The organism is Isoptericola sp. NPDC056618, from assembly GCF_042792715.1.
Classification (GTDB): Bacteria; Actinomycetota; Actinomycetes; order Actinomycetales; family Cellulomonadaceae; genus Isoptericola; species Isoptericola nanjingensis.
The window spans coordinates 30,848-57,628 of record NZ_JBHTVZ010000020.1 but is presented as its reverse complement, the minus strand read 5'-3'; the positions used below and the strand labels follow the sequence as shown (position 1 = coordinate 57,628).

Annotated in this window: 19 protein-coding genes; 12 read left to right on the top strand and 7 right to left on the bottom strand. The window is 75.2% G+C overall.

The annotated features are described in order from the left end of the window. The 3 genes from ACFQ8T_RS18780 to ACFQ8T_RS18770 are packed head-to-tail and all read left to right on the top strand — an operon-like array spanning position 1 to position 5,725. Complete coding sequence (locus ACFQ8T_RS18780; RefSeq protein ID WP_430547997.1) at positions 1 to 1,560, top strand: DUF3375 domain-containing protein; 1,560 nt, start codon at positions 1 to 3, stop codon at positions 1,558 to 1,560. Further along, positions 1,557 to 2,303, top strand: a complete 747-nt coding sequence (locus ACFQ8T_RS18775; RefSeq protein WP_430547996.1) for a DUF4194 domain-containing protein — start codon at positions 1,557 to 1,559, stop codon at positions 2,301 to 2,303. Before ACFQ8T_RS18780 ends, ACFQ8T_RS18775 begins: the two co-directional genes overlap by 4 nt. Further along, complete coding sequence (locus ACFQ8T_RS18770) at positions 2,300 to 5,725, top strand: ATP-binding protein (protein ID WP_430547995.1); 3,426 nt, start codon at positions 2,300 to 2,302, stop codon at positions 5,723 to 5,725. The genes ACFQ8T_RS18775 and ACFQ8T_RS18770 overlap by 4 nt, the downstream gene beginning before the upstream one ends. A gap of 19 nt (positions 5,726 to 5,744) precedes the next feature. On the opposite strand, the gene ACFQ8T_RS18765 is transcribed toward ACFQ8T_RS18770, so the two are convergent. Then, on the bottom strand, positions 5,745 to 6,386 hold the full coding sequence (locus ACFQ8T_RS18765; RefSeq protein WP_430547994.1) for a TetR/AcrR family transcriptional regulator: 642 nt from the start codon (positions 6,384 to 6,386) through the stop codon (positions 5,745 to 5,747). 188 nt (positions 6,387 to 6,574) lie between these two features. On the opposite strand from ACFQ8T_RS18765, the gene ACFQ8T_RS18760 reads away from it, so the two are divergent. Together ACFQ8T_RS18760 and ACFQ8T_RS18755 are read left to right on the top strand one after the other, a co-directional pair. Next, the gene (locus ACFQ8T_RS18760; protein WP_430547993.1) at positions 6,575 to 8,083 is read left to right on the top strand and encodes an MFS transporter; all 1,509 of its coding nucleotides are present in this window, start codon (positions 6,575 to 6,577) and stop codon (positions 8,081 to 8,083) included. A gap of 9 nt (positions 8,084 to 8,092) precedes the next feature. After that, entirely contained in the window at positions 8,093 to 10,564 is a 2,472-nt protein-coding gene (locus ACFQ8T_RS18755; RefSeq protein WP_430547992.1) for a glycogen/starch/alpha-glucan phosphorylase, read from the top strand. Positions 10,565 to 10,580: 16 nt separating this feature from the next. Here the strand turns inward: ACFQ8T_RS18755 and ACFQ8T_RS18750 are convergent, their stop codons facing one another. Continuing rightward, on the bottom strand, positions 10,581 to 12,380 hold the full coding sequence (locus ACFQ8T_RS18750; protein ID WP_430547991.1) for a helicase HerA-like domain-containing protein: 1,800 nt from the start codon (positions 12,378 to 12,380) through the stop codon (positions 10,581 to 10,583). Between the two features lie 150 nt (positions 12,381 to 12,530). On the opposite strand from ACFQ8T_RS18750, the gene aztD reads away from it, so the two are divergent. From aztD to holA, 5 genes are all read left to right on the top strand, one after another. After that, a complete protein-coding gene (gene aztD, locus ACFQ8T_RS18745; RefSeq protein WP_430547990.1) occupies positions 12,531 to 13,883 on the top strand; it encodes a zinc metallochaperone AztD in 1,353 nt (450 codons plus the stop codon). Between the two features lie 49 nt (positions 13,884 to 13,932). Further along, positions 13,933 to 14,823, top strand: coding sequence for a DegV family protein (locus ACFQ8T_RS18740; RefSeq protein WP_430547989.1), 891 nt, complete (start codon positions 13,933 to 13,935; stop codon positions 14,821 to 14,823). 83 nt (positions 14,824 to 14,906) lie between these two features. Further along, the gene (locus ACFQ8T_RS18735; RefSeq protein WP_430547988.1) at positions 14,907 to 16,067 is read left to right on the top strand and encodes a ComEA family DNA-binding protein; all 1,161 of its coding nucleotides are present in this window, start codon (positions 14,907 to 14,909) and stop codon (positions 16,065 to 16,067) included. Next, positions 16,064 to 18,709 carry a ComEC/Rec2 family competence protein gene (locus ACFQ8T_RS18730; RefSeq protein WP_430547987.1) on the top strand — a complete coding sequence of 882 codons (2,646 nt, stop codon included), beginning with the start codon at positions 16,064 to 16,066 and terminating at the stop codon, positions 18,707 to 18,709. The genes ACFQ8T_RS18735 and ACFQ8T_RS18730 overlap by 4 nt, the downstream gene beginning before the upstream one ends. A gap of 97 nt (positions 18,710 to 18,806) precedes the next feature. Continuing rightward, the gene (holA, locus tag ACFQ8T_RS18725) at positions 18,807 to 19,835 is read left to right on the top strand and encodes a DNA polymerase III subunit delta (protein ID WP_430547986.1); all 1,029 of its coding nucleotides are present in this window, start codon (positions 18,807 to 18,809) and stop codon (positions 19,833 to 19,835) included. Between the two features lie 207 nt (positions 19,836 to 20,042). On the opposite strand, the gene rpsT is transcribed toward holA, so the two are convergent. The 5 genes from rpsT to ACFQ8T_RS18700 all read right to left on the bottom strand — a co-directional run bounded on the left by rpsT (position 20,043) and on the right by ACFQ8T_RS18700 (position 23,401). After that, entirely contained in the window at positions 20,043 to 20,303 is a 261-nt protein-coding gene (gene rpsT / locus ACFQ8T_RS18720; RefSeq protein WP_430547985.1) for a 30S ribosomal protein S20, read from the bottom strand. Positions 20,304 to 20,540: 237 nt separating this feature from the next. Beyond that, complete coding sequence (locus ACFQ8T_RS18715) at positions 20,541 to 21,101, bottom strand: type II toxin-antitoxin system PemK/MazF family toxin (protein ID WP_430547984.1); 561 nt, start codon at positions 21,099 to 21,101, stop codon at positions 20,541 to 20,543. A gap of 21 nt (positions 21,102 to 21,122) precedes the next feature. Further along, a complete protein-coding gene (locus tag ACFQ8T_RS18710) occupies positions 21,123 to 21,941 on the bottom strand; it encodes an alpha/beta fold hydrolase (RefSeq protein ID WP_430547983.1) in 819 nt (272 codons plus the stop codon). 45 nt (positions 21,942 to 21,986) lie between these two features. Beyond that, on the bottom strand, positions 21,987 to 22,796 hold the full coding sequence (locus tag ACFQ8T_RS18705) for a maleylpyruvate isomerase N-terminal domain-containing protein (RefSeq protein ID WP_430547982.1): 810 nt from the start codon (positions 22,794 to 22,796) through the stop codon (positions 21,987 to 21,989). Between the two features lie 44 nt (positions 22,797 to 22,840). Beyond that, the gene (locus tag ACFQ8T_RS18700; protein WP_430547981.1) at positions 22,841 to 23,401 is read right to left on the bottom strand and encodes a DJ-1/PfpI/YhbO family deglycase/protease; all 561 of its coding nucleotides are present in this window, start codon (positions 23,399 to 23,401) and stop codon (positions 22,841 to 22,843) included. Positions 23,402 to 23,572: 171 nt separating this feature from the next. Here ACFQ8T_RS18700 and lepA point away from each other — a divergent pair, with 171 nt between their 5' ends. Further along, complete coding sequence (gene lepA, locus ACFQ8T_RS18695; protein ID WP_430548026.1) at positions 23,573 to 25,447, top strand: translation elongation factor 4; 1,875 nt, start codon at positions 23,573 to 23,575, stop codon at positions 25,445 to 25,447. Beyond that, positions 25,447 to 26,721, top strand: coding sequence for a radical SAM family heme chaperone HemW (gene hemW / locus ACFQ8T_RS18690; protein WP_430547980.1), 1,275 nt, complete (start codon positions 25,447 to 25,449; stop codon positions 26,719 to 26,721). The genes lepA and hemW overlap by 1 nt, the downstream gene beginning before the upstream one ends. Positions 26,722 to 26,781: the final 60 nt, after the last annotated feature.

The following is a 26,781-nucleotide window of genomic DNA, read 5'->3' as shown; positions in this document are numbered from 1 at the left end:
TTGGCGACCGTCCGCCTCGAGGGCGCCCTGGCACGCAGCCGGGGCGCCTTCGGCACGCCCTCGCTCGCCCTCCTGCACCGCAAGGAGGGACCGCTGGTCGTCGCCCTGCTGTCGCTGATCTTCACGCCCGGTCGTGCGACCGTGCCGACCGAGCAGATGCACGTGGAGGTCGAGGACCTGCTCGCCGAGGCGCGGGCCGCCGGCCACGAGGTGCCCGACGACGCCGCCCGCGCGCTGTGCTCGCGCTGGGTGGCCGGCCGCTGGCTGGTGCGGGCGCTCGACGACGACGGCGTCGAGCAGTACCAGGTCAGCTCGCACGCGGCGGAGGCGCTCGCCTTCGTCGACCGCACGCAGGGGGCGCGGGCCCTCGTGAGCGAGTCGCGCATCCGCACGCTGCTCGTGGCCCTGGACGGGCTCGCGCGCGACGCCCGGCCCGACCGGGAGTCGCAGCAGCGGGCGCTGCGGGAGCAGGTCGCCCGCGCCCGCGACGAGATCGCCGAGGCGGAGGCCGAGCTGGCCCGGCTCGACGCCGGCGGCGCCGTGGTGCAGGCGCCCACGGACCGGCTGGTCGAGCAGTTCGACAACGTGGCCGCGCTGGTGCGCGAGCTGCCCGCCGACTTCGCCCGCGTGGCGGAGTCGATCGCGGAGCTGCAACGCAGCATCGTCACGAGCCTGCGTCAGGACGAGCGCCCCACCGGCGAGGTGCTGGGCGCCTACCTGGAGGCCTCCGACTCGCTCATGGAGCGCACGCCCGAGGGGCGCGCCTTCTCCGGGGCGATGGAGCTGCTGCGCGACCCGCAGCTGCTCGGTCAGGTCGACGAGCGGGTCCGGGCGGTGCTCGCGCACCCGTTCGCGGCGGGCCTGCCGGCCGACCGGCGGGAGTCCGTGCGCGCGCTGTACTCCCAGCTCCTGGCGGCCGTCGACGGCGTGCTCGACGCGCAGGCGCGCGCCTCCCGCACCATCACGCAGCAGCTCACCGTGCACAACCCGCTGCGCGACCGGGAGCTGGACGCCGCGCTGCGCGAGGCGACCGCGGCGATGGCGGAGTGGTTCCCGACGTCGGGCCGGGCCGCGCGCGTGGAGCCGCTGCGCTGGCTGGAGCGGGCGCGCCTCGGTCGCTTCCGTGCCCAGCTGCACGACCTGCGCCCCGACACGCCGCCGGACGCGCTCGCCGACCTCGACGACCCGGCTCACGACGCCGGCGCCGCGCCGGGGGAGGTCCTGGGCGGCCTCCGCGGCATGGGCGGCCCGCGCTACGAGGAGACCGGCGCCCACGCGGCCCGGGTGCTGCGCGAGCGCGGGGGCGCCACGGCGGACGAGGTGTTCGCCGCCGGGCCGGCCGAGCTGCGTCGGCCCGTCGAGCTCCTGGGCTACCTGGAGCTGGCCGCGCCGGATGCGCTCGACGACGCTCTCGGTGACGCCGACGGCCTCGGCGACGTGCCGGCGGCCCGGCTGCGCCGCGTGACGGCCGTGCGCGCCGACGGCACCACGCGCGACCTGGTGGTGCCGCGGGTGGGCCTCGCCGTACCCGACGACGCGACTGACGAGGAGGACGCATGACCGACACGACGACGGAGCCTGCGGAGCGCGTGGCCGAGGCCGACGCCGCGGCGGACGGCGCGCCCTTCGTCGAGGTGCCCGCGCTGGCCGACGACGACGCGGCGCTGTTCGCCGGCGACACGGGCGTGCTCCCGTACGAGGCGCGCCGCGCACTGGCGCTGGTGCTGCAGCGGCGGTACCTGTCCGCAGCGGCGCACCCGGCGGAGTGGAAGGCGCTGCTCGCGCACCAGAACGTGCTCGCCTCGCGCTGCCACGACCTGTTCGTGGAGCTCGTCGTCGATCGCGACTACGAGATCGCGTACAAGCGGCAGGTCCGGGAGGCCGGGCTGAGCATCCCGGTGCTCCTCAAGGACGAGCCGTACAAGCGGGTCGAGACGCTGCTCATGCTGTTCGCGCGCAACCGGTTCCGGCAGGAGCAGGGCGCGGGGGAGCGGGCGGCGCACGTCGACGCCGAGGAGCTGGTCGACTACGCGCTCGGCTTCCTCGCCGCGGACGAGACCAACCTGGCCGCGCGCCGGCGCGAGGTCGACAACGCGATCGCCACCCTCGTGCGCGAGCACGTGCTCGACGAGGTCGCCGAGGGCCGCTACCGCGTGCAGCCGGTCGTGGAGATCCTGCTCCCGGTGGAGCGCCTGCGGGAGCTGACCGCGTGGCTGCGCTCGCCGTCGGCCGAGCCGCCCACCGTCAACGACCACGACGACGAGACCGAGCCGGTCGACGAGGACGAGGAGTCGCGCGCATGACGATCACGAGCGACCCGGCGGAGCAGGTCGCCGCGCCCCGCATGCAGCAGTCGCTGTTCGGGCTGATCCCGACGGCGTCGGACGGTCGGCAGTGGACGGCCCGCTCGATGCAGCTGGTGAGCTGGGGCGGCTACCACGGCTACCACGAGGTGCGGTTCGCGGGCACCACGACGCTGCTCACGGGCGCGTCCGGCTCCGGCAAGTCGACCCTGCTCGACGCCTACATCGCGCTGATGATGAGCCACACGACGCCGTTCAACGGCGCGTCGAACACGGCCACCAGCGGGCGGGCGCGCGGGCAGGAGCAGCGCAACGTCGTCTCCTACGCGCGCGGCAAGCTCGACGAGGAGCGCACCGCCGGGTCGGCGCGCGCCAAGGACCGCGTGCTGCGCGGCGAGACGTCGGACACCTGGTCGGCGATCGCGATGACCTGGTCGTCCCAGGCGGGCGAGCGGTTCACGGCGCTGCGCGCCTGGTACGTGCCCCGCGGCGCGCAGCGCACGGACGAGACGGTGGCCGTGCGCGCCGTCGTCGACGCGGACTTCAGCCTGCGCGACCTCGAGCCGCTCGCGGCCCAGCGCTTCGGCAGGGCGGGGCTCACCGCGGCGGGGCTGACGTCGTTCGACACGGACAAGGCGTTCGCCACGCGCCTGCACGCCGCGCTGGGCATCGGCGCGGCGGGCGACGGCGAGAAGGCGATGCAGCTGCTCGGCCGCATCCAGGCCGGCCAGCAGATCACCACGGTCGACTCGCTCTACAAGGCGATGGTGCTCGAGGAGCCCGAGACGATCCGCGTGGCCGAGCGCGCCGTCGAGCACTTCGACGAGCTCAGCGAGGTACGCGCCGAGATGGACACGGCGCAGCGCCAGGTGGACGTGCTGCGCCCGATGCTGGAGCACCGGGCGGCGGTCGACGACGCCGTCGCGTCCGCGCGGCTCGTGGACGCCCTCGGGCCCGACGGCGGCGCCGCGGGAACGGACCCCGGCACAGGGGCCGCTCGGATCACGCCGTTCACGGCGTGGCGCGACCGCACCCAGCTCGACCTGCTGCGTGCGGGCGAGGCGCAGAACCGGGCCCAGCACAAGGCGGCGGCCGAGCGGGTCGCCGTGGCCGAGGAGCGGCTCGCCGCCGCGCAGGGCGAGCTCGAGCAGGTGCGCGCCGACCAGCGCCGCAACGGCGGCGACGCCATCGAGGCCGCGGAGCGCGACGTGCGCGCGGCCGAGCAGCGGCTGGCAGAGACCCGGCGCGCCCGCGCCGAGCTGGACGGCCACCTGTCGCCGCTGGAGCGGGAGGCCTCCTCGCGCCGGGAGCTGGACGCCCTGCACGCCGACGCCCGCCGGTACCTGGACGAGCGCGACACCCACACGGACGCGCTGTCCGAGGCGGTGGTCGAGGCCGCCGCGCGCGAGAAGGAGGCGATGCGCGCCCTGGCCGAGCTCGAGCGCGAGGAGGCGTCCCTCAAGGCGCGCCGCGGCAACGTGCCGCGCGAGCTGCACGAGGCGCGCGAGGCGCTCGCACGAGCCGCCGGCCTGCGCCCCGACGACGTGCCGTTCGTGGGCGAGCTGCTCGAGGTGCGCGGGGAGTACGAGCCGTGGCGCGAGGCGATCGGCCTGGCGCTCGGAGGGTTCGCCGTCACCGTGCTGGTCGACGAGACGCGCCTGGACGCGTTCCGCGCCGCGATCGACGCCGTCCGCTCGCCCGTGCGCGTGCGGTTCGAGGGCGTGCCCACCGGGCTGGCGCTGCACGAGGAGGCCGACCGGGCCCTCCTCCCGGGGAGGCTCGAGGTCAAGGCCGGGCCGTTCGGCGGCTGGCTCGCGGCGCGCCTCGCGGAGCGGTTCGCGTACGTGTGCGTGGACGACCCCGCGGAGCTGGCGCGGCACGACCTGGCGCTCGCCCGGTCCGGGCAGACGTCGGAGGGGCGCCGGGGCGCGCACGGCGGCCAGGGCCGGGCGTCGGTGCTGGGGTTCAGCAACCACCGGCGCCTCGAGCAGCTCGCCGAACAGATCGCCGCGGCGCACCAGGAGCTGCGCCAGGCCTCGGAGGCGCTCGCGGGCGCCCGGCTGCGGCAGAAGGGCGAGGCCGACCACTTCGTCGCGTACAGCCACGCGCTGCGGGCCGCCTGGGACGACCTCGACGTGCGCGGGGCAGAGGCCCGGCTCGCCGAGCGGCAGGAGCGGCACGAGGCGCTGGTCGCGGGCTCGGACGTGCTGCGCGCCCTCAAGGCGGACGAGGACGCCCTGCGCGCCCGCGTCGACGAGCTCTACCGGGAGCGGGCCGCGGCGCAGCAGCGCGTCACCGAGCTCGGCGCGGCGTGGGAGCAGCTCAGCGACCAGGTGGACCAGGTCGCGGACGCCGTCGAGCGCGCCGACGACGAGGGCGTCGAGCCCACGCCGGAGCAGGAGCGGCGCCTGGCCGAGCTGATGGCGCAGGTCGGCTGGTCGGGGGTGTCGGGCACGTCGGGCAGCGGGCTCGCGGACCTCACCACCGCCGTGGCCGCCGTCGTGCGCGAGCTGCACCACCAGCGCGAGTCGGCGCAGGAGGCGGAGCGCGCCGCACGCGCCGCCCTCGCCGCCCTCTTCGAGCGGTTCAACGACACCTGGCCCGACCCGAACCGCAGCGCCGACCCCGACGGTGCGTACGCCGACTTCCTGCGGATCTACGAGGAGCTGGAGTACCAGCAGCTGTACCGGCTGCGCGACAGGTGGTCGGCGCACCTGCGCCAGATGTCCGGCGACCAGCTCACGCGGCTCAACAACGGCATCGCGCAGGCGGTGGCGGAGATCCGCGACCGCATGGAGCCCGTCAACGCGATCCTCGCCACGCTCCCGTTCCGGGACGACGCGCACCGGCTGCGCATCACCGCCACCCCGGTCGAGGCCTCCGACGTCGTCTCGTTCCGGCGCCGGCTGCGCGAGCTCGCCACCGCCCCGGCGGGCGACGTCCCGCTCGCCGAGCACGAGCGCCGGTACGAGCGGATGCGCAGGCTGATCGACCGCATCCGTCCCGACAGCCCCGAGCGCCGGCGCCTGGTGGACGTGCGCGAGCACGTGCGGGTGAGCGCCGAGTGCGTGGACCTCGAGGGCAACCACGTGAGCGTCTACGACCACATCGCCGGCAAGTCCGGTGGTGAGTCGCAGGAGCTCGTCGCGTTCATCGTCGGCGCCGCCCTGCGCTACCAGCTCGGCGACGCCGGGGCGGAGCGCCCCCGGTACGCGCCGGTGTTCCTCGACGAGGCGTTCATCAAGGCCGACGCCCGGTTCGCCGGCCGTGCCGTCGGCGCGTGGCGCGGGCTGGGCTTCCAGCTCGTCGTGGGCGCGCCGCTGGACAAGGTCAGCGCGCTGGAGCCGCACGCCGACGTCGTGCTGCAGGCCATCAAGGACGCGACCGGCCGGTCTCGCCTGGTGACGCTCGTGGGGGAGTAGGGCCCCGCGAGCGCGCGGCTCAGCGGGTCGAGGGCGCCGTCGCGAGGGGGATCAGGACCTCGCGCAGGAGCCGCTCCACGTAGGAGGGGTCGAGCTCGACGCCCTCGACCACCTTGCGGTACGAGACGAGCGCCGGCACCACGGTGCTCACGAGGTCGAGGTCGCGGTCGGCCGGCACCTCGCCGCGGTCCCGGGCGCGCTCGAGCAGCGTCCGCATCTGCTGGATCTTGGGCCGCACGAAGCTCGCGTGGAACTGGCGCGCGAGCTCGGGGTCGTGCCGGACCTCCGCCATCAGGCCCGGGATGAGCCGGTCGGTCCCGGCTGACTTGCGCGCGCGCCGCAGCTCCTCCAGCGCCAGCAGGTCGCCCTCGAGCGACCCGGTGTCGGGGATGTCGGCGGGGTCCAGGTCGTTGCCCAGCCCGCAGGTCACGGCGTCGACGGCGAGGTCCGACTTGGTGGTCCAGCGGCGGTAGAGCGTGGCCTTGCTGGCGCCCGCGCGACCGGCGACGGCGTCCATCGTCATCCCGCCGTAGCCGACCTCGGCGAGGAGCTCGCGGGCGGCGTCGAGGATCGCGACGTCGCGGGAGGCGTCGCGGGGCCGCCCTCCGCGTGCGGCGGGGGAGGCGGGAGCGTCGTCGACGACGTCGTCGGCGGACTTCATGGCGATCCTTCCGTTCGGGAGCGGGTCGAGCATGACACCCCGAGTGCCGTGTTCGCCGTCAGCGGACAGGAGGTCAATTCCGACACTCATGGGTTTCGAAACCGTCGAGTACCGCTTACGGTCGATCGTACCCGCGCCGGCACGTCCCGGGCCCGGGTCCTTCCTCCGCCTCCTCGGGAGCTCCCTCCATGACCACTCCTCCGGCGCCCTCGCGCGCCTCGGACCCCCGCCGCTGGCTGGTCCTGGCGACCGTCGCCATCGCCCAGCTCATGGTCGTGCTCGACGCGACCATCGTGAACATCGCCCTGCCCTCGGCCCAGGCCGAGCTGGGCTTCAGCGACAACGACCGCCAGTGGGTCGTCACCGCCTACGCGCTCGCGTTCGGCAGCCTCCTGCTGCTCGGCGGCCGCCTGTCGGACCTGCTGGGCCGGCGTCGGACGTTCCTCGTCGGCCTGGTCGGCTTCGCCGTCGCGTCCGCGCTCGGCGGCGCGGCGCAGAACTTCGAGATGCTCGTGGCGGCGCGCGCGCTGCAGGGCGTCTTCGCCGCGGTGCTCGCGCCGTCGGCGCTCTCGGTGCTGACCACGACCTTCACCGAGCCGGCCGAGCGTGGCCGCGCGTTCGGCGTCTTCGGCGCGATCGCCGGGGTGGGCGGCGCCGTCGGCCTCCTCCTCGGCGGGTTCCTCACCCAGAACTTCGACTGGCGCTGGAACCTCTACGTCAACCTCGTCTTCGCGGCGGTGGCCGTGGTCGCCGGGCTCCTGCTGCTGCCCCGCGGTGAGCAGGGCCGCCGGCAACGGCTCGACGTGCCGGGCGTCGCGCTGGGCTCGGGCGGCCTGTTCCTCCTGGTGTACGGCTTCTCCCAGGCGGAGCCCCAGGGCTGGGGCTCGCCGTGGACCTGGGGCTCCCTCGCGGCGTCCGTCGTCCTGCTGGTGGCCTTCGTGCGGTGGCAGGGCCGCGCCGCGCAGCCGCTCCTGCCGCTGTCCATCGTGCGTGACCGCGACCGCACGGGCTCGTACGTCGCGATCTTCGTGGCAGGCGTCGGGATGTTCGGCGTCTCGCTCTTCCTCACCTACTACCTGCAGACGACGATGGGCTACGACCCGATGCGCACGGGCGTCGCGTTCCTGCCGATGGTGCTCGCCCTCGTCGCCACGGCCCAGGTCTCCAACAACCTCACGCTGCCGCGCCTCGGCGCGAAGGTCCTGGTGCCGGTCGGTCTGGCGATCTGCGCGGTGGCGATGCTCTGGCTCTCGCGGCTCGACGTCGACAGCACCTACGCCGCCGGTGTCCTGCCCGCGCTGGTGCTCTTCGGCGTCGGCATGGGCAGCGTGATGCCGCCGTCGATCCAGACCGCGACGGTCGGCGTGCAGGGGCCGTACGCGGGCGTCGCGTCGGCGATGGTCTCGACCTCCCAGCAGGTGGGCGGCGCGATCGGGACTGCCGTGCTCAACACTCTCGCCGCGACGGCCGCGACGTCCTGGGCCGCGGGGCACCTCCCCGCGACGCCGGCCGTCGTCGCCCAGGCCGCGGTGCACAGCTACGACGTCGCCTTCACCTGGTCCGCCGGGATCTTCCTGGTCGGCGCGCTCCTCGCCGTGGCGCTGTTCCGGACCAAGGGCGCGCGCGGGCGCCGGACGGCGACCGTCGCCACCCCGGTCCTTCCGCACGCAGGGACGGCGGCCACCGCCCGTGTGTAGGGTCGTGGCGTGACCGAGACCACGCCTCTGATCACCAGCCCGGAGCCGACCGTCGAGGGGTTCGTGCGCGAGTACCTGCACGAGCTGAACTTCTCGCAGGGCACGATCCTGGAGCGGGCCACGGACAACGACCGGTACCTCGCGCTCGCGCGCACGGTGCGGCACTACCTGATGTCGCGGTGGATGCAGACCACGGTGAGCCAGTACCGCACGCAGGCGAAGGCGGTGGCCTACCTGTCGGCGGAGTACCTCCTGGGCCGCCAGCTCGACAACGCGCTCATCGCGACCGGGCTGGAGGAGGTCGCCGCCGAGGCGCTCGCCAGCCTGGGGCTCGACCTCGACGAGCTGCGCGAGGTGGAGGTGGAGCCCGGCCTCGGCAACGGCGGGCTCGGGCGGCTGGCGGCCTGCTTCGTCGACTCGCTGGCGACGATGAGCGTGCCCGCGATCGGGTACGGCATCCGGTACGAGTACGGCATCTTCCGGCAGACGTTCGCGGACGGCCGCCAGGTGGAAGAGCCGGACACCTGGCTCGACAACGGCGACCCGTGGGAGTTCGCCCACCCCGAGCACGAGGTCACGGTCGGCTTCGGCGGGCACACGGAGAGGTACACGGACGACGAGGGCCGGGAGCGCTCGCGCTGGGTTCCGGGCTGGCAGGTGCTGGGCGTCCCGTACAACTCGATGGTGCCGGGCTACCGGAACGGGCGCGTCAACACGCTCCGGCTGTGGAGCGCGCGCGCCACCCACGCGTTCGACCTCAAGATCTTCAACTACGGCGACTACGCCGAGGCCGTGCGCTCCCAGACGTTCGCCGAGAACATCTCCAAGGTGCTCTACCCGGAGGACTCCACGCCGCAGGGCAAGGAGCTGCGGCTGCAGCAGCAGTACTTCTTCGTCGCCTGCTCGATCCGCGACTTCCTCGACCAGCTGCTGCCGCCGGACTTCGACCTGCACGACCTGCCCGAGCGCATCGTCTTCCAGCTCAACGACACCCACCCCGTCATCGCGATCCCGGAGCTCATGCGGATCCTGGTGGACGAGCGCGGGTTCGAGTGGGACGACGCCTGGCAGGTGACGCAGCGCTGCTTCGCGTACACGTGCCACACGCTGCTGCCGGAGGCGTTGGAGGTGTGGCCGGTCGAGCTGGTCGGACGGCTTCTGCCCCGGCACCTGGAGATCATCTACCGCATCAACGACGAGTTCCTCGCCCAGGTGCGCGAGCGCTCCGGCGGCAACGAGCTGCTGGTGCGGCGCATGTCGATCATCGCCGAGCACCCCGAGCGGTCGGTGCGGATGGCGTTCCTCGCCACGGTCGGCGGGTCGAAGGTGAACGGCGTCGCCGAGCTGCACTCGCAGCTGCTGCGCGACAAGGTGCTCGCCGACTTCGCCGACTTCTGGCCGGAGAAGTTCACGAACGTCACCAACGGCGTCACCCCGCGCCGGTTCGTGAAGCTGGCGAACCCGGGGCTGTCGGGGCTCGTCACGGAGGCGATCGGCGACGGCTGGGTCACCGACCTCGACCGGCTGCGCGAGCTCGAGCCCTTCGCCGACGACGCCGAGTTCCGCCGCCGGTTCCGGGAGGTCAAGGCCGCGAACAAGGACCGGCTGGTCTCCTTCCTCGCGGCGCGCGACGGCATCACGATCGACCCGGGCACGATGCTCGACGTCATGGTCAAGCGGCTGCACGAGTACAAGCGCCAGCTGCTCAAGCTGCTGCACGTCGTGACGCTCTACGACCGCATCACGTCCGGGGAGCTGGAGCTCGGCGACGTCACGCCGCGCACCGTCGTCTTCGGCGCGAAGGCCGCCCCCGGCTACGTGATGGCGAAGGAGATCATCGCGCTCATCAACCACGTGGGCGCCGTGGTCGCGGCCCACCCCGACGTGTCCCGGGTGCTGCGCATCGCGTTCCCGGCGAACTACAACGTCACCGTCGCCGAGACCCTGATCCCGGCGGCCGACCTGTCCGAGCAGATCTCGCTGGCCGGAAAGGAGGCGTCCGGCACCGGGAACATGAAGTTCGCGCTCAACGGCGCGCTCACCATCGGCACCGACGACGGCGCGAACGTCGAGATCCGGACGCTCGTCGGCGACGAGAACTTCTTCCTGTTCGGCCTGACGGAGCCGGAGGCGAGCGCCGTCGCCGAGGCCGGCTACCGGCCCTCGACGTACTACGAGGAGAACCCGTCGCTGCGCCGGGCCCTGGACCTGGTCGCGCGCGGCACGTTCTCCGGCGGCGACGCCTCGGTCTTCGAGCCGATCGTGTCCAACCTGCTCACCGAGGACCGCTTCATGGTGCTCGCGGACTACCAGGCCTACCTCGACGCGCAGGAGCGGGTGGAGCGCGCGTACGCGGACCCGGACGCCTGGAGCCGCTCGGCCGTGCTCAACGTGGCGCGCTCGGGCTTCTTCTCCTCGGACCGCTCCGTGCGCGACTACCTCGACCGCATCTGGCACGCCGCGCCCCTGACGGCCGACTGACGATCCTCCCGGAGCGTCAGCGCCGGCGGCGGGTGCCGAGGACGGTACGGGTGATCTCCCGGGCCAGGGTCGTGCCCACGCTGGTGAGGATGGCGTCCATCGGGCTGCGTGAGCTGCCGCGCGACGTCGAGCCCGACGGCGGGGCCTTCTGCGCCTTCCGGGCGTCGGCCTCCGCCCGCTTGCGCGCCTGCGCCGCCTCCTTCTCGAGCTCGGCGGCGCGCTCGGTCGCCTCGCGGGTGGCGGCGTCCTGCGCGGCGCGGGCCTGCAGCAGCTCGTACGCGGACTCGCGGTCGACGGCGGCGCCGTAGCGCGCCTGCCCGGGCGACGCCGCGACGGTCGCGTCCAGGACCTGCTGCGGCGCCGGGTCCATCGAGGCCTGGGGTGCGCGCACGCGCGTCCAGGCGACCGGGGTGGGGGCGCCCTTCTCGTCGAGCAGGGTGACGACGGCCTCGCCGGTGCCGAGCGACTGCAGCAGCCGCTCGAGGTCGTACGGCGAGGTGGGGAAGGTGCGGGCCGCTGCCCGCAGGGCCTTCGCGTCGTCGGGCGTGAAGGCGCGCAGCGCGTGCTGCACGCGGTTGCCGAGCTGGGCGAGCACGTCGGCGGGCACGTCCTTGGGGGACTGGGTGACGAAGAAGACGCCGACGCCCTTGCTGCGGATGAGCCGCACCGTCTGGACGACCTGCTGGAGGAAGTCCTTCGAGGCGCCCGTGAACAGCAGGTGCGCCTCGTCGAAGAAGAACACGAGGCGCGGCTTGTCCGGGTCGCCCACCTCGGGCAGCTCCTGGAACAGCTCCGCCAGCAGCCACATGAGGAACGTGGAGAACAGCGCGGGGCGGTCCTGCACGCCGGGCAGCTCGAGGGCGGAGATCATCCCGCGCCCGTCCGCGGACGTGCGCAGCAGGTCGGCGGTCTCGAACGCCGGCTCGCCGAAGAACACGTCGCCGCCCTGCGCCTGCAGCCCCACGATCTCGCGCAGGATGACGCCGGCGGTGGCGGCCGAGACGCCGCCGATGCCCTTGAGCTCCTGCTTGCCCTCGTCGGAGGTGAGGTAGGCGATGGTGGCCTGCAGGTCCTTGAGGTCGAGCAGCGCGAGCTGCTGCGTGTCGGCCCAGTGGAAGATCAGCTCCAGGCTGGAGGACTGCGTCGCGTTGAGGCCGAGCACCTTGCTCAGCAGCAGCGGGCCGAAGTCGGTGACGGTCGTCCGGATCGGCACACCCGTGCCCAGGCCGCCGAGCGAGTAGAACTCCACCGGGTACGAGGTCGGCGCCCAGGTCTGGCCGATGCCCGCCGCCCGCTCGGCGACCTTCGGGTTGTCCGGCCCCTCGACGGCCAGCCCGGACAGGTCGCCCTTGACGTCGGCGAGGAACACCGGGACACCCTGCGCCGACAGGCCCTCCGCCATGCCCTGCAGGGTCTTCGTCTTTCCGGTGCCCGTGGCGCCCGCGACCAGCCCGTGACGGTTGAGCGTCGCGAGCGGGAAGCCGACCTGCACCGTCGCGTCCGGCACCGGGTCGCCGCCCAGCGGGCCGGACAGCAGGGCCCCGAGCGGCAGCGTCGGGGCGTCGGAGGCGTAGCCCGCGCGCACCTCGTCGGCGTACGACGGCGGCGCCGCCGGTTCGGAGTCGGTCGTGGGCGCGGTGTCGGTCGCGCCCGTGGGACTCGCGTCGGGAGCAGGTCCGGCGGCGGCCTCGGCCGCCTCGAGCGCCGCCTGGGCGGCCGCTGCCTTCGCCTCCGCCGCCTCGGCGGCGGCCTGTGCTGCGGCCGCTCGCAGGGTGGCGAGGTCGACGTCGTCGGTGGGCGGTGTCCCCTCGGCCATGGCCCGCACGCTAGCGCGGCAGGGGAGCGGGTGCGCGACGAGCAGCACCCACGAGGTTGAGAACGGTTCTCACATCTGCTTCACTACTCGGGCACATGGGAATCGTTCTCATGTGGATTCTTCGTGCTGCCCCGACCTGGAGAGAGACGCATGCCTGCCCTCACCCGCACCACCCGCCCCGCCCGCCGGGGCCGACAGTCCGCCGCGGGCCTCCTCGCCCTCGCGGTCCCTCTCGCGCTGGCGGGCTGCGCGTCCGCGGACCCGGCCGACGGTGCCGGGTCGGCGGGGTCCTCCGACCAGCCCTCCAGCGCCGAGACCGCCCAGGCCACCGAGGCCGCCGCCGCGACCGCACGCGTCGCGCTCACCTACGACGGCGGCGTCGTCGTCCTCGACGCCCAGACGCTGGAGCAGGTCGCCGACCTGCCGCTCGAGGGCTTCACCCGCCTCAACCCCGCAGGCGACGGCCGCCACCTGCTGGCGTCCACCACCGGCGGGTTCCGCGCCCTGGACCTCGGCGCATGGGCGGAGGCGCACGGCGACCACCACCACTACTGGACGTCCGAGCCACGCCTCACCGACGTCACCTACGCCGCCGAGGAGCCCGGTCACGTCGTCGTGCACGGCGGCCGCACGGTCCTGTTCGACGACGGGACCGGCCAGGTCCGCGTGCTCGACTCCGCACACGTGGCCGAGGGCGAGGCTCCCGCCCGGGAGCTCACGACGCCGTCGGCGCACCACGGCGTCGCGGTCGAGCTCGGGGACGACTCGCTCCTCGTCACCGAGGGCACCGAGGAGTCGCGCTCCGGGGTGCGCGTCCTGGACGCCGACGACCAGGAGATCGCGGCGAGCGACGACTGCCCGGGCGTGCACGGCGAGGCGGTCGCGGCCGACGAGGCCGTCGTCGTGGGCTGCGAGGACGGCGTCCTCGTCTACGCGGACGGCAAGCTCACCAAGGTGCAGGCGCCCGACGCCTACGGTCGCATCGGCAACCAGGCCGGCTCCGAGGAGTCGCCCGTCGTGCTCGGCGACTACAAGACGGACCCCGACGCCGAGCTGGAGCGGCCCACGCGCGTCTCGCTCGTCGACACGCGCAGCGGGGACCTGTCGCTGGTCGACCTGCCCTCGAGCTACACGTTCCGGTCCCTGGCCCGCGGTGCCGACGGCGAGGCGCTCGTGCTGGGCACCGACGGTTCCCTGCACGTCATCGACCCGGAGAGCGGGAAGCTCACGACCTCGATCCCGGTGATCGACGCCTGGGAGGAGCCGGTGGAGTGGCAGGAGCCGCGCCCCGCGGTGCTCGCGCTGGACGGGTCCGTGTACGTCACCGACCCGGCGACGAAGTCCGTGCACGCGGTGGACGTGGAGTCCGGCGAGGTCTGGAAGTCCGTCCAGCTGGACGTCGCGCCGAACGAGATCTCCGGGGTCTCGGGCGACGTGGAGGCGAGCGGCACCGACGAGCACGACCACGAGGCGCACGACCACGAGGCGCACGACCACGAGTGACGACCGCGCCGCCCGGGCCGTCCCGGGCGGCGTCGGTAGACTCCCGGCGATGCCCTCCGATCTCCCTGTCGAGCGTGGCGCGGTCCGCGTCGTCACCGACTCGACCGCCTGCCTGCCCGCCACGGACGACGGCGCGCTCGCGCCCGTCGTCGTCCCGCTGCTCGTCGTGGCGGGGGACGAGTCGTGGCGCGAGGGCGTCGACGTCACTCCCGAGGAGGTGGCCGCGCGCATCGCCGCCGGCGAGCGGCTGAGCACCTCGCAGCCCACGCCGGCCGAGTTCGCCGGCGTCTACCGCGACCTCGCCGCCGCCGGCGCGCGGGCGGTCGTCGGCGTCCACCTGTCGGGGGCGCTGTCCGGCACCGTCGAGGTCGCGGCGGGCGCCGGGCAGCGCGCCATGATCCCGGTGCAGGTGGTCGACTCCCGGACGGTCGCGATGGCCCTCGGGTTCGCGGCGCTGGAGGCGGCACGGTGCGCCGCCGAGGGGCACGACGCCGGGACGGTCGCCGCTCGCGCGCGGCAGGTCGCGGAGTCGAGCACGACCGTGTTCCTCGTCGACTCGCTCGACCACCTGCGCCGCGGCGGGCGGCTGTCCGCCCCGGCGGCCGCGCTCGGTACGGCCCTCGGCGTGCGGCCCATCCTCGGCATGCGCGACGGCGTGATCGAGATGACGCAGCGCGTCCGGACGCGTCGCGCGGCGACCGACCGGCTGGTGGAGGTGGCGGTGCGGCGCGCCGAGACGTGCGAGCGACCGGGCGTGGCCGTGCACCACCTGGGCGTGCCCGAGCGGGCCGGCGAGCTCGCGGCGCGGCTGGCCGCGGAGACCGGGGCCGAGCCGGTCGTGACGCCGGTGAGCGCGGTGCTCGGCGCCCACGTCGGGACGGGCGCTCTCGCCGTCGTCGTCGCCGAGCTGGGCGGACGCCCCCGCGGCGCCGTGCGCTGAGGAGGCTGCCCCCAGGCGCGTGCCGTCCACAGGCCACCGCTGGCGGCGGCCGCCGGGGAGGCCGGTGACCCTAGCGTCGCGGCGTGACCACCACGCTGCCCCCCGACCACGGCGGAACCGACGCCCCGCCACCGGCCGCCGTCTCGCCGCCTGACACCGCGCCGCCCCTCACCCGTGCTCCGGGGGAGGGCGACGACTGGCGGGGCGCCTCCGAGCGGGGGCCGGACCGGGCTCTCGGCGAGGCCGCCGCACGGCTGCGCGCCTGGCACGCCCTGCGCGAGGACGCCGGCGGGGACAGTGGTCACGACCGTGGTCCCGATCCTGGCCACGATGCGTGGGCCGGCCCCGTCGGCGAGCCTCCGGTCGGCCCGGCGCCGTGGGGCGCGACGGGCGACGAGGACGAGCTCGTCGACCGCCTGCGCGCCCGCCGGTCGGCGCGGCACGTCGCCGCCGCGTACACGGCGGCGCACGGGCACCCCGTCGACGGGCACGACGACGGCGGTGGTCCGCGCCGCTGGTCGATCGGGCTGCGTGCGGCCGTCGTGGCCTCCGTCGCCGTCTTGCTCGTGGCCGTCGTCGTCGCGGTGATCGCGACCGCACGGCCCGACGAGGTCATCACCCTCGCCGGCGCGAGCTCGCCGTCCGGCGCCTCCGCCGGACCGTCGCAGCCGTCCGCCGGCCCGACCGCCGGGACCGACGGGGCAGCAGACGCGGCAGCCGGCACGGCCGGGTCGCGTGACCTCGACGGGGGAGGCGCGCCCGCGACTCCCGAGACGCCGGCGCCGGGCACCGTGGTCGTCCACGTCGTGGGCGAGGTGCGCGAGCCCGGCCTGGTCACGGTCCCCGCCGGCGCCCGGGTGGCGGACGCCGTGGCAGCCGCCGGTGGCACGACCCGCCGCGCCGACGCCGCCGCGCTCAACCTGGCGCGGGCCGTCGTCGACGGCGAGCAGATCCGCGTGCCGAGACCGGGGGAACAGGTCGCGTCGGCAGACGGCGCGCCCGACGGGGCCGGCGAGGACGGGACCGGAGGCGGGGCCGACGCGTCGGCGGGCGGTGCCGTGAACCTCAACTCCGCGGGAGCGGCGGACCTCGAGGAGCTGCCCGGCATCGGACCGGCGCTGGCGGAGCGGATCGTCACGTGGCGCGACGAGAACGGGCCGTTCACCAGCGTCGACGAGCTCGACGAGGTGTCCGGGATCGGGCCGTCCGTCCTCGGACAGGTCCGCGACCTGGTCACGCTGTGACGCCGCTCGTCCGGTCGGACGCCCCCGGCGGGTCTGTCGACGCGGTGCCGGGATCGGTCCCGGCGACCGGACCGGCCGCGCGACGGACCCTGGCGTCGCCGCCGACGCGGCGTGTCGACCTGCGCCTCGCGCCGGCCGCCCTGGTGTCGTGGGCCGCCGCCTGGGCGCTCACGGGGCCGATGCTGGGCTGGGCCCGGACGGTGGCCGTCGGTGCGGCCCTCGCCGCTGTCGTCGCAGGGGTCGCTGTCGTCGCGGCGCGTCCCGCCCGGTGGGCGCCGTCGGACCGGTGGCGGTCGCAGGGCACCCGCGGGAGCGAGGCGGCGCCCACGGGGGCGGACCCGCGCCGGCAGGGCGGTGCGCGGTCCGCCGGTCTGCACGTCGTCGTCGCGCTGGCCTGCCTCGCTGCCGTGTCGCTCGGGGCGCACGCCCAGGTGGCACGGCAGGCGCCCCTGCGGTCGCTGGTCGGGCAGGGCGCGCACGCCGAGCTGGTCGGTCGCGTCGTGTCGGAGCCGAGGGCCGCCGTGTTCGGCGACGGCGAGCGCTGGCAGGTGGCCGTGCGGCAGGTGACGGCGCGCGGGATCGTGTCGTCCACCGCGGGCCTCGTCGAGGTCACCGCGGACGGAGCGGCCCCACGCTACGGGGCGTCCGTTGCCGTCTCCGGGGTGCTGCGCCCCGCCGACGCGGGTGACGGCCCGCTCGCCAGGCTCACGGCGGCGCGGCCGGTGGCCGAGCGTGCGCCGCCGACGGCCCTGCTGCGGGCGACGCACACGATGCGGTCGGCGCTGCTGGACGTCACCGACCCCCTGTCCGCCCAGGCCCGTGGCCTGGTGCCGGGCGTCGCCGTCGGCGACACGAGCCGCGTGCCCGACGTCGTCGACGAGGCGATGCGGGTCACGAGCCTCACCCACGTCACCGCGGTCTCCGGGGGGCACTTCGCGATCGTGGTCGCCGCGCTCACCGCCTTGTGCGCGCTGGCGCGGGCCCCGCGCGCCGTGCGCGTCGGCGTCGTCGCGGTCGCCGCGACGGCGTTCGTCCTGCTCGTCCGGCCCGAGCCCAGCGTGCTCCGGGCCGCGTGGACGTGCGCCGCCGCGCTCCTCGCGCTCGCACTGGGGCGGCCGTCCTCGGGCGCGCCGGCCCTCGCCGCGGCGGCGACCGTGCTGCTCGTCGTCGACCCGTGGCTCGCGCGGTCCTACGGGTTCGTCCTGTCCTGCGCGGCGACGGCCGGCCTCGTGCTCCTGGCGGGACCGCTCGCCCGCCGGCTCGCGCCGTGGACCGGCCGTCCGCTCGCGTTCGCGCTCGCGGTCCCGTGGGCCGCCCAGGCCGCGTGCGGGCCGGTGCTGCTCCTCCTCGACCCGCACGTGCCGCTGATGTCCGTGCCGGCGAACCTGCTCGCGACCCCCGCGCTGGTGCCGGCCACCGTGCTCGGGCTCGTGGCCACGTCGGTCGCCCCGTGGGCGCCGGGGGTCGCACTGCCCGTCGCGTGGCTGGCGGGCCTGTCGACGGGGTGGATCGCGGGCGTGGCCCAGACCTTCGCCGCCGTGCCGGGCGCGCGCCTGCCCTGGCCCGCCGGGCCGCTCGGGGTGGCGGCGCTGACGCTGCTCACGGTCGCGGTCCTTGCGCTCGTGCTGCGTCGGCCGCCCGGCGAGGGCTGGCGGCGCGAGTGGCGGGAGGCAGCGCCGCGCGCCGTGCGCCGGGTGCGGCGGCGGGTCAGGCGGGCGGCGGTACGGCACGGGCGCGCGCGGACGGCTACGGTCGCCGGGCTGGCCGGCGCCGCGCTGCTCGCGGCCCTCGTGGTCGCGGTGCCCCGGCTCGCCGGCGCCGGTCATGCCGTGCCGGACGACTGGCAGGTGGCCGCCTGCGACGTCGGACAGGGCGACTCGCTCGCGGTGCGCACCGGCCCGACGTCGGCGGTGGTGGTGGACGTCGGCCCCGACGGCGAGGCGGCCGGTCGGTGCCTCGACCGGCTCGGCGTCTCGACCGTGGACCTGCTCGTGCTCAGCCACTTCCACGCCGACCACGTGGGCGGGCTCGCCGCCGTGCTGCGCGGCCGCGCGGTCACGGCCGCGCTCGTCTCGCCGCTGGACGCGCCGGAGGGCCAGGCGTCCGCCGTGCGGTCCAGCCTCGGGGCGGCCGGCGTGCCGGTCCGTGCGGCGGCCGTCGGCGACGGCGGGACGGCGGGCTCGGCGACATGGCGGGTGCTGGCGGCGTCGGGCGGGCCCCGCGCCGAGGGCTCCCACGCCGCCGGCTCGGGCGGCGGGGACGAGGGCGACGGCGTGAACGACGCCAGCGTGGCCCTCGAGCTGCGCACGGCAGGCGGGCTCGAGGTCGTCGCGCTCGGCGACCTGGAGGAGGGCGCGCAGGACTCCCTCGCCGCCGACCTCGCCGCGACCGGGAGCGCGGCCGACGTCGACGTGGTGAAGATGGCCCACCACGGGTCGCGCTCGCAGTCCGCTGCGCTCGCGGGGCACCTGTCGCCGCGCGTCACGCTGGTGAGCGTCGGCGCCGACAACACCTACGGGCACCCGACCGACGACGCGCTCGCGCTCTACGCGTCCGTGGGGTCCGCGCTGGTGCGGACCGACGAGTGCGGCACCGCGGCGCTCGTCGTCCGAGGGCAGGAGATCGGTCTGGCGTGCGGCTGACGGGGCCACCGTGGACCGACCGGGTACGGCACGGGGCACGGACGGGAGTGATGCAGGGGTGAGCAGGGGAGTCGGCGGTCCGTGGCAGGCTGGGGGCGTGCCCGCAGCCTCCACGTCCCGACAGTCCCGTCCCGCCCGCAAGGGGAGGTCGTCGGCGAACAGCCGGTCGTGGGACGACCCCACGCTGGCGCCGGTCCTCCTGGTGCGCGGGCCGGAGGGGCTGCTCGCCGAACGGGCGGTGGACGGCGTCGTCGGCCTGGCGCGCGAGCGCGACGCCACCACCGAGAAGGCCGAGCTCGACGGCGGCACGTACGCCGCCGGCCAGCTGTCCGTCGCGGCGAGCCCGTCGCTGTTCGGCGAGCCGAGCGTCGTCGTCGTGCGGGGTGCCGAGGCGGCCACCGAGGACCTCGTCGCGGACGTGGTCGCGTACGTCGCGGCGCCCGACCCGGAGACGGTCGTCGTGGTGGTGCACGGGGGTGGGCAGCGGGGCAAGAAGATGCTCGACGCGATCGTCGCCAGCGGCGCCCCTGTCCTCGAGTGCGAGCCGATCTCCAAGGACGCCGACAAGGTCCAGTTCGTGACGGCCGAGTTCCGCGCCGCACGCCGCCGGGCGGACGCCGCGGCGGTCCGGGCGCTCGTCGACGCGCTGGGCACGGACCTGCGCGAGCTCGCGTCCGCCTGCTCGCAGCTCGTCGCGGACACGACCGGCACCATCAGCGAGGCCGTCGTCGACCGGTACTACGGCGGCCGGGTCGAGGCGACGGGGTTCAAGGTCGCGGACGCCGCGGTCGCGGGGGACACGGGGGGAGCGGTCGCCCTCCTGCGCCACGCCCTGGCGACGGGCGCCGACCCGGTGCCGATCGTGGCGGCCCTCGCGCTGCGCCTGCGCACCCTGGCGCGGGTCGCGGCCATCCGCGGCGGCGCAGCCACCGCGCGGCAGCTGGGGCTGCAGGACTGGCAGGTGCGCAACGCCCAGCGGGACCTCACCCGCTGGACCCCCGAGGGGCTCGCGACCGCCATCGGCGCTGTCGCCCAGGCCGATGCCGACGTCAAGGGCGGCGGCCGCGACCCGGTCTACGCCGTCGAGAAGGCCGTGCTGACGATCGCCCGCTCCCGCCGCGGCTGACTTCGCCCCGCTGCGAGCGGGCGATCAGCCCCGGTTCTCGTGCGAGGCGGAGCTCGTCTCCCGCTCACCCCGCCCGCAGGTCCGCCGCAGGGCCGCGGGACGCGCGAAGGGCGCCGCACCCGGTGGGTGCGGCGCCCTTCGGAGCCTTGCTGGTCCGGCCGGACGTGAGAGGCGTCAGGCGGACGGAGCGCGACGACTACAGGCGACTCAGAGAGCCTCGACCTGCTTCGCGATGGCCGACTTGCGGTTCGCGGCCTGGTTGGCGTGGATGACGCCCTTCGAGACGGCCTTGTCGAGCTTGCGGGACGCGGCCTGCAGCGCGGTGGTCGCGGCCTCCTTGTCGCCCGCGGTGACGGCCTCGCGCACCTTGCGCACGTAGGTCTTCAGCTCAGACTTGACGGCCTTGTTGCGCAGGCGCGCCTTCTCGTTCGTCTTGATGCGCTTGATCTGGGACTTGATGTTTGCCACGTGTGGACTTCCTGGTGTGTTCGCCTGCCGGCGAGCGGATAGGTCGTAGAGGGCGGCCACAGCTCCGGGACTGGGGTGGGGAACCCGTGGAGAGGAACTGCGGCGGTGCCCGCCGACCTGGGCGGACACGCAAACATCAACGATAGCAGAGGGGTCCAGCCGGACAGAATCGCGTGCGCGGTGCCGTCCTGTGCGCTCCGCCCCGGGCATCCGTCCCAGGTCAGGCCGGACGCCGGATCAGCGGCGCGCGTCCGCCATCGCCCGGGCGACGCGGTCGAACGTCCGGCGGTCCATGACGGCGCCCTCGCGGCGCACGGCCTGCGGGTCCACGCGGATCACACGGTTCAGGCGCACCTCGCTCGGGCGCTTCCGCGGGTCCCACGCCCCGGTGCCGACGTCCATCCAGAGGCGCCCGTGCCGGGCCTCCTGCGCGGCGTCGCGGTCGTGGTCCTGGCTGGTGAGCTGCAGGGCCAGCAGCCACGGGCCGTCGCGGCCCACGAGGAGCACCGGCCGGTCCTTGCCCTGGCTGTGGTCCTCCTCGTACGGCACCCACGTCCACACCACCTCGCCCGGGTCGGGCTCGCCGTCCATGTCCGGGGTGTACACGGGGCGCACCGTGCCCGTGTAGTCGCCGGGGTAGCCGGCGGCCCGGGCGGGCGTCGTCGTGCCGCGCCGGGTCGACGTGGGGCGGGGGCTCGAGGGACGGGCGGTCGAGGTGGGCCGCGCGGAGCCGCGCGACGACGGGCGGGTCGCCGAGCGCAGCACGTCCACCAGCAGGTTCAGCCATCGGTTCGCCACGGCGGACAGCCTACGTGCGGCTCACTCGAGCACGAACCGCGCCAGCCGGTCGGCCATCGCCTCGGGCTCCCACGAGTGGTCGGCACCGGCCACCGTCTCGGCGGTGCCGTCCGGCACCGCCGCGGCCAGGTCCCGCGCGGCCTCCGGCATCCCGGGGAATGTCCGCTCCCCGGTCATGGCCAGCAGGGGCACCGCCAGGCCCGCGAGCCCGCCGTCCTCCAGCGCACGCGTCGCCCAGACGAGCGACAGCGCGTCGGCGCGCTGCGAGACGGCGGACGCCGCGATCGCGGGCCAGTCCGGCGAGGCCTTCGCCCCGGCGAGCCACTCCGGCGGCATGTCCTTCATGTACTGCTCGGTGGCGCCCTCGAGGTCGCCGGCGTCGAGCCGGCGCTCGAACTCCCCGGCCCACGCCGCGGTCGCGTCGGCGCCGGACTCCAGCGGCGCCTCCCACAGCGCGAGCCCCAGGACAGGCAGGCCCGCGGCCGCGGCGCGCAGCGAGATCGAGCAGCCGGACGAGTGCCCGCAGAGCACGGCGGCCCCGCCCGCGACGTCGAGCACGGCCGCGACGGCGTCCAGCTCGCGGTCCAGGTCGAGACGCCCTGAGGCGGGGGAGTCGCCGCGGCCGAGCCGGTCGAACACGACGGTCGTGACGCCCGCCTGCGCCAGGAGCTCGGCCGTGCGGGTCGTCACCGGGTCGACGGCGCGGAACGGCCCCGCGCCGGCGACGAAGACGACGGCGGGCCCCGTGCCGCGCAGGTCGTAGGTGACGCGGTCGCCGCGCGCGGTGGTGGCCGTGGCCGTGGCCGCGGAGACGGGGGAGGTGGCGGTCTCGTCGCTCATGCCGGGTGGACCGACCGGCGCGCCGCGACTCATCGGTCGGGGCCGTCAGGGCACGAGCGGCTCGGCGAGCACGCGTTGCGCCGCGTCCAGGTCGCCCTTGACGACGGCGCCGGCCTCCGCGGGCGTGAGCCGCCCCCACAGCAGCAGGTCGAGCCGCTGCGCCGGCGCCGTGAGCGTCGCGTCCACCCTGTCGTCGGCGGAGGACGCGGAGTCACCGAGCGTCCAGGTCCAGCCGAGGTCGGAGGCGACCACCCGGAGCCGGTCGGCGAGCGACGCCATCCGCCCGAGCCGCACCTGCCGCGGCTGGAACACCGTCACGACCTCGTCGACGCCGTCGGCCCACACCTCGGCCGGGACGTCGACCGCGGCCAGGGCGGCGGGTCCGGAGCCGAGGCGGGCGGCGTGCAGGTCGTGCAGGTGCACGAGCGTCTCGTGCAGCTGTCGCCGCCACCAGAACGACGCGGGGCCGTCGCCGAGCAGCGTCTGCGCGGCGCCGTCGGGCCCTGCCTCCTCGAGCGTGCCCCGCAACGCGGCCGCGTGCCGCGCGTACAGCGCGGGGAGAACGGCGGCCCCGCCGTCGGGTGCGGGCAGGTCCTCGTCGCGCGACGGGTCGCCCACCGCCATGCCTGCCGCCCAGTGGTGCACGCCCGCGAGGTGCCGCACCAGCTCGGCCGCGCGCCAGTCGCCGCAGGCCGGGACGAGAGCGTCGGGCGCGACGTCGGCCACCGCGGAGGCGAACTCGCCCTGCAGCCGGGTCAGCAGGGCCAGGCGGTCGGGCTCGGGTCCGCCGTCGGCGCGGCGCCCCGTGCGCGGGTCGACGACGGGGCGAGCCTGCGCGGCGGGCGGGGTCGGCATGGCGCGAGGCTAGCGCCCGGACCGGCCCGTCCGGGAGGGGCGTCTCAGGAGCCCAGGACGGCGTCGACCTCGCCGAGGAAGTCGTCCAGGTCGTCGGGGGTCCGGGAGGTCACGAGGGGGAAGCCCGCGCCGTCGTCGCGCACCACGGACCGGTCCACCCAGCGGCCGCCGGCGTTGCGCACGTCGGTCGCGAGGGACGGGTAGGAGGTGAGGGTCGCGCCGCCGACGCACCCGGCCTCGACCACCGCCCACGGGCCGTGGCAGATGGCGGCGACGGGCCTGCCGGAGTGCGCGAACGTGGTGACGAGCCCGACCGCGGCCTCCTGCAGGCGCAGGGTGTCCGCGTTGATGGTGCCGCCCGGGATCAGCAGCAGGTCGACGCCGTCGGGGTCGACGGCGTCGTACGTCGTGTCGGCGGGCACGGACCGCCCGGGGTCCTTGTCGCCGACGAGGGTGCGGACGTCGCCCGGCTCGTTCGAGGCGATCACCACCTCCGCGCCCGCGGCGCGCAGGTGCTCGAGCGGGACGACCAGCTCGTCCTGCTCGATGCCGTAGCTCGTCACGATCGCCAGGACGCGCTTGCCGGTCAGTGCGGTGTCGGTCATGTCGGGGCTCCTCCCGTCACGTCGGTCGGTGGACCCCGACCGTACGCAGCGGTGCGCGCAGCCCGCACGCGGGACGTGCCCGGGACCGCGGCGGACAACCTCATGGGACAATGGGCGGGCCTCGTCACCACCGACGACACCCATCCAGCGACCCTGACGGAGCGAATCGCGTTGCCCATCCCCGGACCCGCGCTGCGTGCGCGCATCGAGCCGAACGCCACGGCGCCCGAGCTCATCCGCAACTTCTGCATCATCGCGCACATCGACCACGGCAAGTCGACCCTCGCCGACCGCATGCTGCAGCTCACCGGCGTCGTCGAGCCGCGGGCCATGCGGGCGCAGTACCTCGACCGGATGGACATCGAGCGCGAGCGCGGCATCACGATCAAGTCGCAGGCCGTGCGCATGCCGTGGCAGCTGGGCGAGCAGCCCCACGCGCTGAACATGATCGACACGCCGGGGCACGTCGACTTCACCTACGAGGTCTCCCGCTCGCTCGCAGCCTGCGAGGGCGCCGTCCTGCTGGTCGACGCGGCGCAGGGCATCGAGGCGCAGACCCTCGCCAACCTGTACCTGGCGATGGAGAACGACCTCGAGATCATCCCGGTCCTCAACAAGATCGACCTGCCGGCGGCGCAGCCGGAGAAGTACGCCGAGGAGCTCGCGGGCCTGGTCGGCGGCGACCCCGAGGACGTCCTCAAGGTGTCCGGCAAGACCGGCGAGGGCGTCGAGGCGCTGCTCGACCGCATCGTCGAGCGGGTCCCGGCCCCCGTCGGCGACGCCGACGCCCCGGCCCGCGCGATGATCTTCGACTCCGTGTACGACACCTACCGCGGCGTCGTCACGTACGTGCGCGTCGTGGACGGCAACCTCAACCCGCGCGAGCGCATCGCGATGATGTCGACGCGCGCCACGCACGAGCTGCTCGAGATCGGCGTCATCTCGCCCGAGGCCATCCCCACCAAGGGCCTCGGCGTCGGCGAGGTCGGCTACCTCATCACGGGCGTGAAGGACGTGCGCCAGTCGAAGGTCGGCGACACGGTCACGAACATGGCGAAGCCTGCGGAGGAGGCGCTCGGCGGGTACAGCGACCCGAAGCCGATGGTGTTCTCCGGCCTGTACCCGGTGGACGGCACGGACTACCCGGCGCTCCGCGACGCCCTCGACAAGCTCAAGCTCAACGACGCCGCGCTCAACTACGAGCCGGAGACGTCGGTCGCGCTCGGCTTCGGCTTCCGCGTCGGCTTCCTCGGCCTGCTGCACCTGGAGATCGTCCGCGAGCGGCTCGAGCGCGAGTTCGACCTCGACCTCATCTCCACCGCCCCGAACGTCGTCTACGACGTGACGCTCGACGACGGCACCGAGGTGAAGGTGACCAACCCGTCGGAGTTCCCGGGCGGCAAGATCAAGGAGGTCCGCGAGCCGGTGGTGCGGGCGACCATCCTCGCCCCGAGCGAGTTCGTGGGCACGGTCATGGGCCTGTGCAACGACCGCCGCGGGCAGATGCTCGGCATGGACTACCTGTCGGAGGACCGCGTCGAGCTGCGCTTCACGCTGCCGCTCGCGGAGATCGTCTTCGACTTCTTCGACCACCTCAAGTCCCGCACCCGCGGCTACGCCTCGCTGGACTACGAGCCCTCGGGCGACCAGGCGGCCGACCTCGTGAAGGTCGACATCCTGCTGCAGGGCGAGCAGGTGGACGCGTTCAGCGCCATCGTGCACAAGGACAAGGCCTACGACTACGGCGTCATGATGACGGCGAAGCTCAAGGAGATCATCCCGCGCCAGCAGTTCGAGGTGCCGATCCAGGCCGCCGTCGGCGCCCGGGTGATCGCGCGCGAGACGGTGCGCGCGATGCGCAAGGACGTGCTCGCCAAGTGCTACGGCGGCGACATCAGCCGTAAGCGCAAGCTGCTGGAGAAGCAGAAGGAGGGCAAGAAGCGCATGAAGAACATCGGGTCCGTCGAGGTCCCGAAGGACGCTTTCATCGCCGCGCTCTCCTCGGACGGCGGCGGCGGCAAGGACGCCAAGGACAAGAAGAAGTAGTGCCCGCGCTGCCTGAGGGCACGCCCGTGCCCGACGACGGCGCGCTGCCGGGGTGGGTGCGGCCCTCGCCGTCCGCTCCGGACGGCGCCGGCCGGCCGTTCGGCGTGTACGTCCACGTGCCGTTCTGCTCGGTGCGCTGCGGCTACTGCGACTTCAACACGTACACGGCGTCCGAGCTGGGCGGCGGTGCGAACCAGGCGGCGTACGCCACCACCGCCCTGCGCGAGGTCGACCTCGCGGCCCGCGTGCTCGACGGCGCGGGCCTGGGGTCGCGCCCCGTGTCCACGGTGTTCTTCGGCGGCGGCACGCCCACGATGCTGCCCGCCGCGGACCTGGCGCGGATCCTGCGCGGCGTCGACGAGGCGTGGGGGCTCGCGGACGGCGCCGAGGTCACCACCGAGGCCAACCCGGACTCGGTGACGCCCGCGTCGCTGCGGCTGCTCGCGGACGCCGGGTTCACGCGGGTCTCGTTCGGGATGCAGTCCGCGGTGCCGCACGTGCTCGCGACGCTCGAGCGCACCCACGACCCGCGCCGCGTGCCCGACGTCGTGACCTGGGCGCGCGACGCCGGGCTCGACGTCTCCCTCGACCTCATCTACGGCACCCCGGGCGAGTCCCTCGACGACTGGCGGACGTCCCTCGAGGCGGTGCTCGCCACCGGCGTCGACCACGTGTCGGCGTACGCGCTCGTCGTCGAGCCGGGCACCAAGATGCACGCCCAGGTGCGCCGCGGCGAGCTCGCGCTGCCCGACGAGGACGACCAGGCCGCCAAGTACGAGCTGGCCGACGACCTGCTGACGGGGGCCGGCCTCGGCTGGTACGAGGTGAGCAACTGGGCGCGCGGGCCGGAGCACGCCTGCCGGCACAACCTCGCCTACTGGCGCGGCGACGACTGGTGGGGGATCGGCCCGGGCGCGCACTCGTACGTCGCGGCCCCGTCGTCGGTCGAGCCTGCCGAGACCCACGCCGGCGTGCGCTGGTGGAACGTCAAGCATCCGCGGCGCTACGCCGCCCTCCTGGAGTCCGGCGCGTCGCCGGGCGCGGGCCGCGAGCTGCTCACGCCCGCCGAGGCCCAGCTGGAGCGGGTGCTGCTCGGGGTGCGGGTGCGTGAGGGGCTGGAGGTCGCGGCCCTCGACCCGTCGCGGCGCGCGGCGGTCGCCGGGCTCGTCGCCCGCGGCCTGCTGGACGGCGTCGCCGCCGTGCGCGGTCGCGTCGTCCTCACCCGCCGGGGCCGGCTCCTCGCGGACTCCGTCGTCCGCGAGCTCACCCCCTGAACCGCATCGAGCGTGCTGACCTGCTCCTCGAACGGTCCGTTCGAGGAGCAGGCCAGCACG

What these genes read in the sequence shown, in the direction of transcription:
- ACFQ8T_RS18775 (WP_430547996.1), top strand. Translation starts at nt 1,557, where the DNA reads ATGACCGACACGACGACGGAGCCTGCGGAGCGCGTGGCCGAGGCCGAC.
- ACFQ8T_RS18770 (WP_430547995.1), top strand. Translation starts at nt 2,300, where the DNA reads ATGACGATCACGAGCGACCCGGCGGAGCAGGTCGCCGCGCCCCGCATG.
- ACFQ8T_RS18765 (WP_430547994.1), bottom strand. Translation starts at nt 6,386, where the DNA reads ATGAAGTCCGCCGACGACGTCGTCGACGACGCTCCCGCCTCCCCCGCC.
- ACFQ8T_RS18760 (WP_430547993.1), top strand. Translation starts at nt 6,575, where the DNA reads ATGACCACTCCTCCGGCGCCCTCGCGCGCCTCGGACCCCCGCCGCTGG.
- ACFQ8T_RS18750 (WP_430547991.1), bottom strand. Translation starts at nt 12,380, where the DNA reads ATGGCCGAGGGGACACCGCCCACCGACGACGTCGACCTCGCCACCCTG.
- aztD (WP_430547990.1), top strand. Translation starts at nt 12,531, where the DNA reads ATGCCTGCCCTCACCCGCACCACCCGCCCCGCCCGCCGGGGCCGACAG.
- ACFQ8T_RS18740 (WP_430547989.1), top strand. Translation starts at nt 13,933, where the DNA reads ATGCCCTCCGATCTCCCTGTCGAGCGTGGCGCGGTCCGCGTCGTCACC.
- ACFQ8T_RS18710 (WP_430547983.1), bottom strand. Translation starts at nt 21,941, where the DNA reads ATGAGCGACGAGACCGCCACCTCCCCCGTCTCCGCGGCCACGGCCACG.
- ACFQ8T_RS18705 (WP_430547982.1), bottom strand. Translation starts at nt 22,796, where the DNA reads ATGCCGACCCCGCCCGCCGCGCAGGCTCGCCCCGTCGTCGACCCGCGC.
- ACFQ8T_RS18700 (WP_430547981.1), bottom strand. Translation starts at nt 23,401, where the DNA reads ATGACCGACACCGCACTGACCGGCAAGCGCGTCCTGGCGATCGTGACG.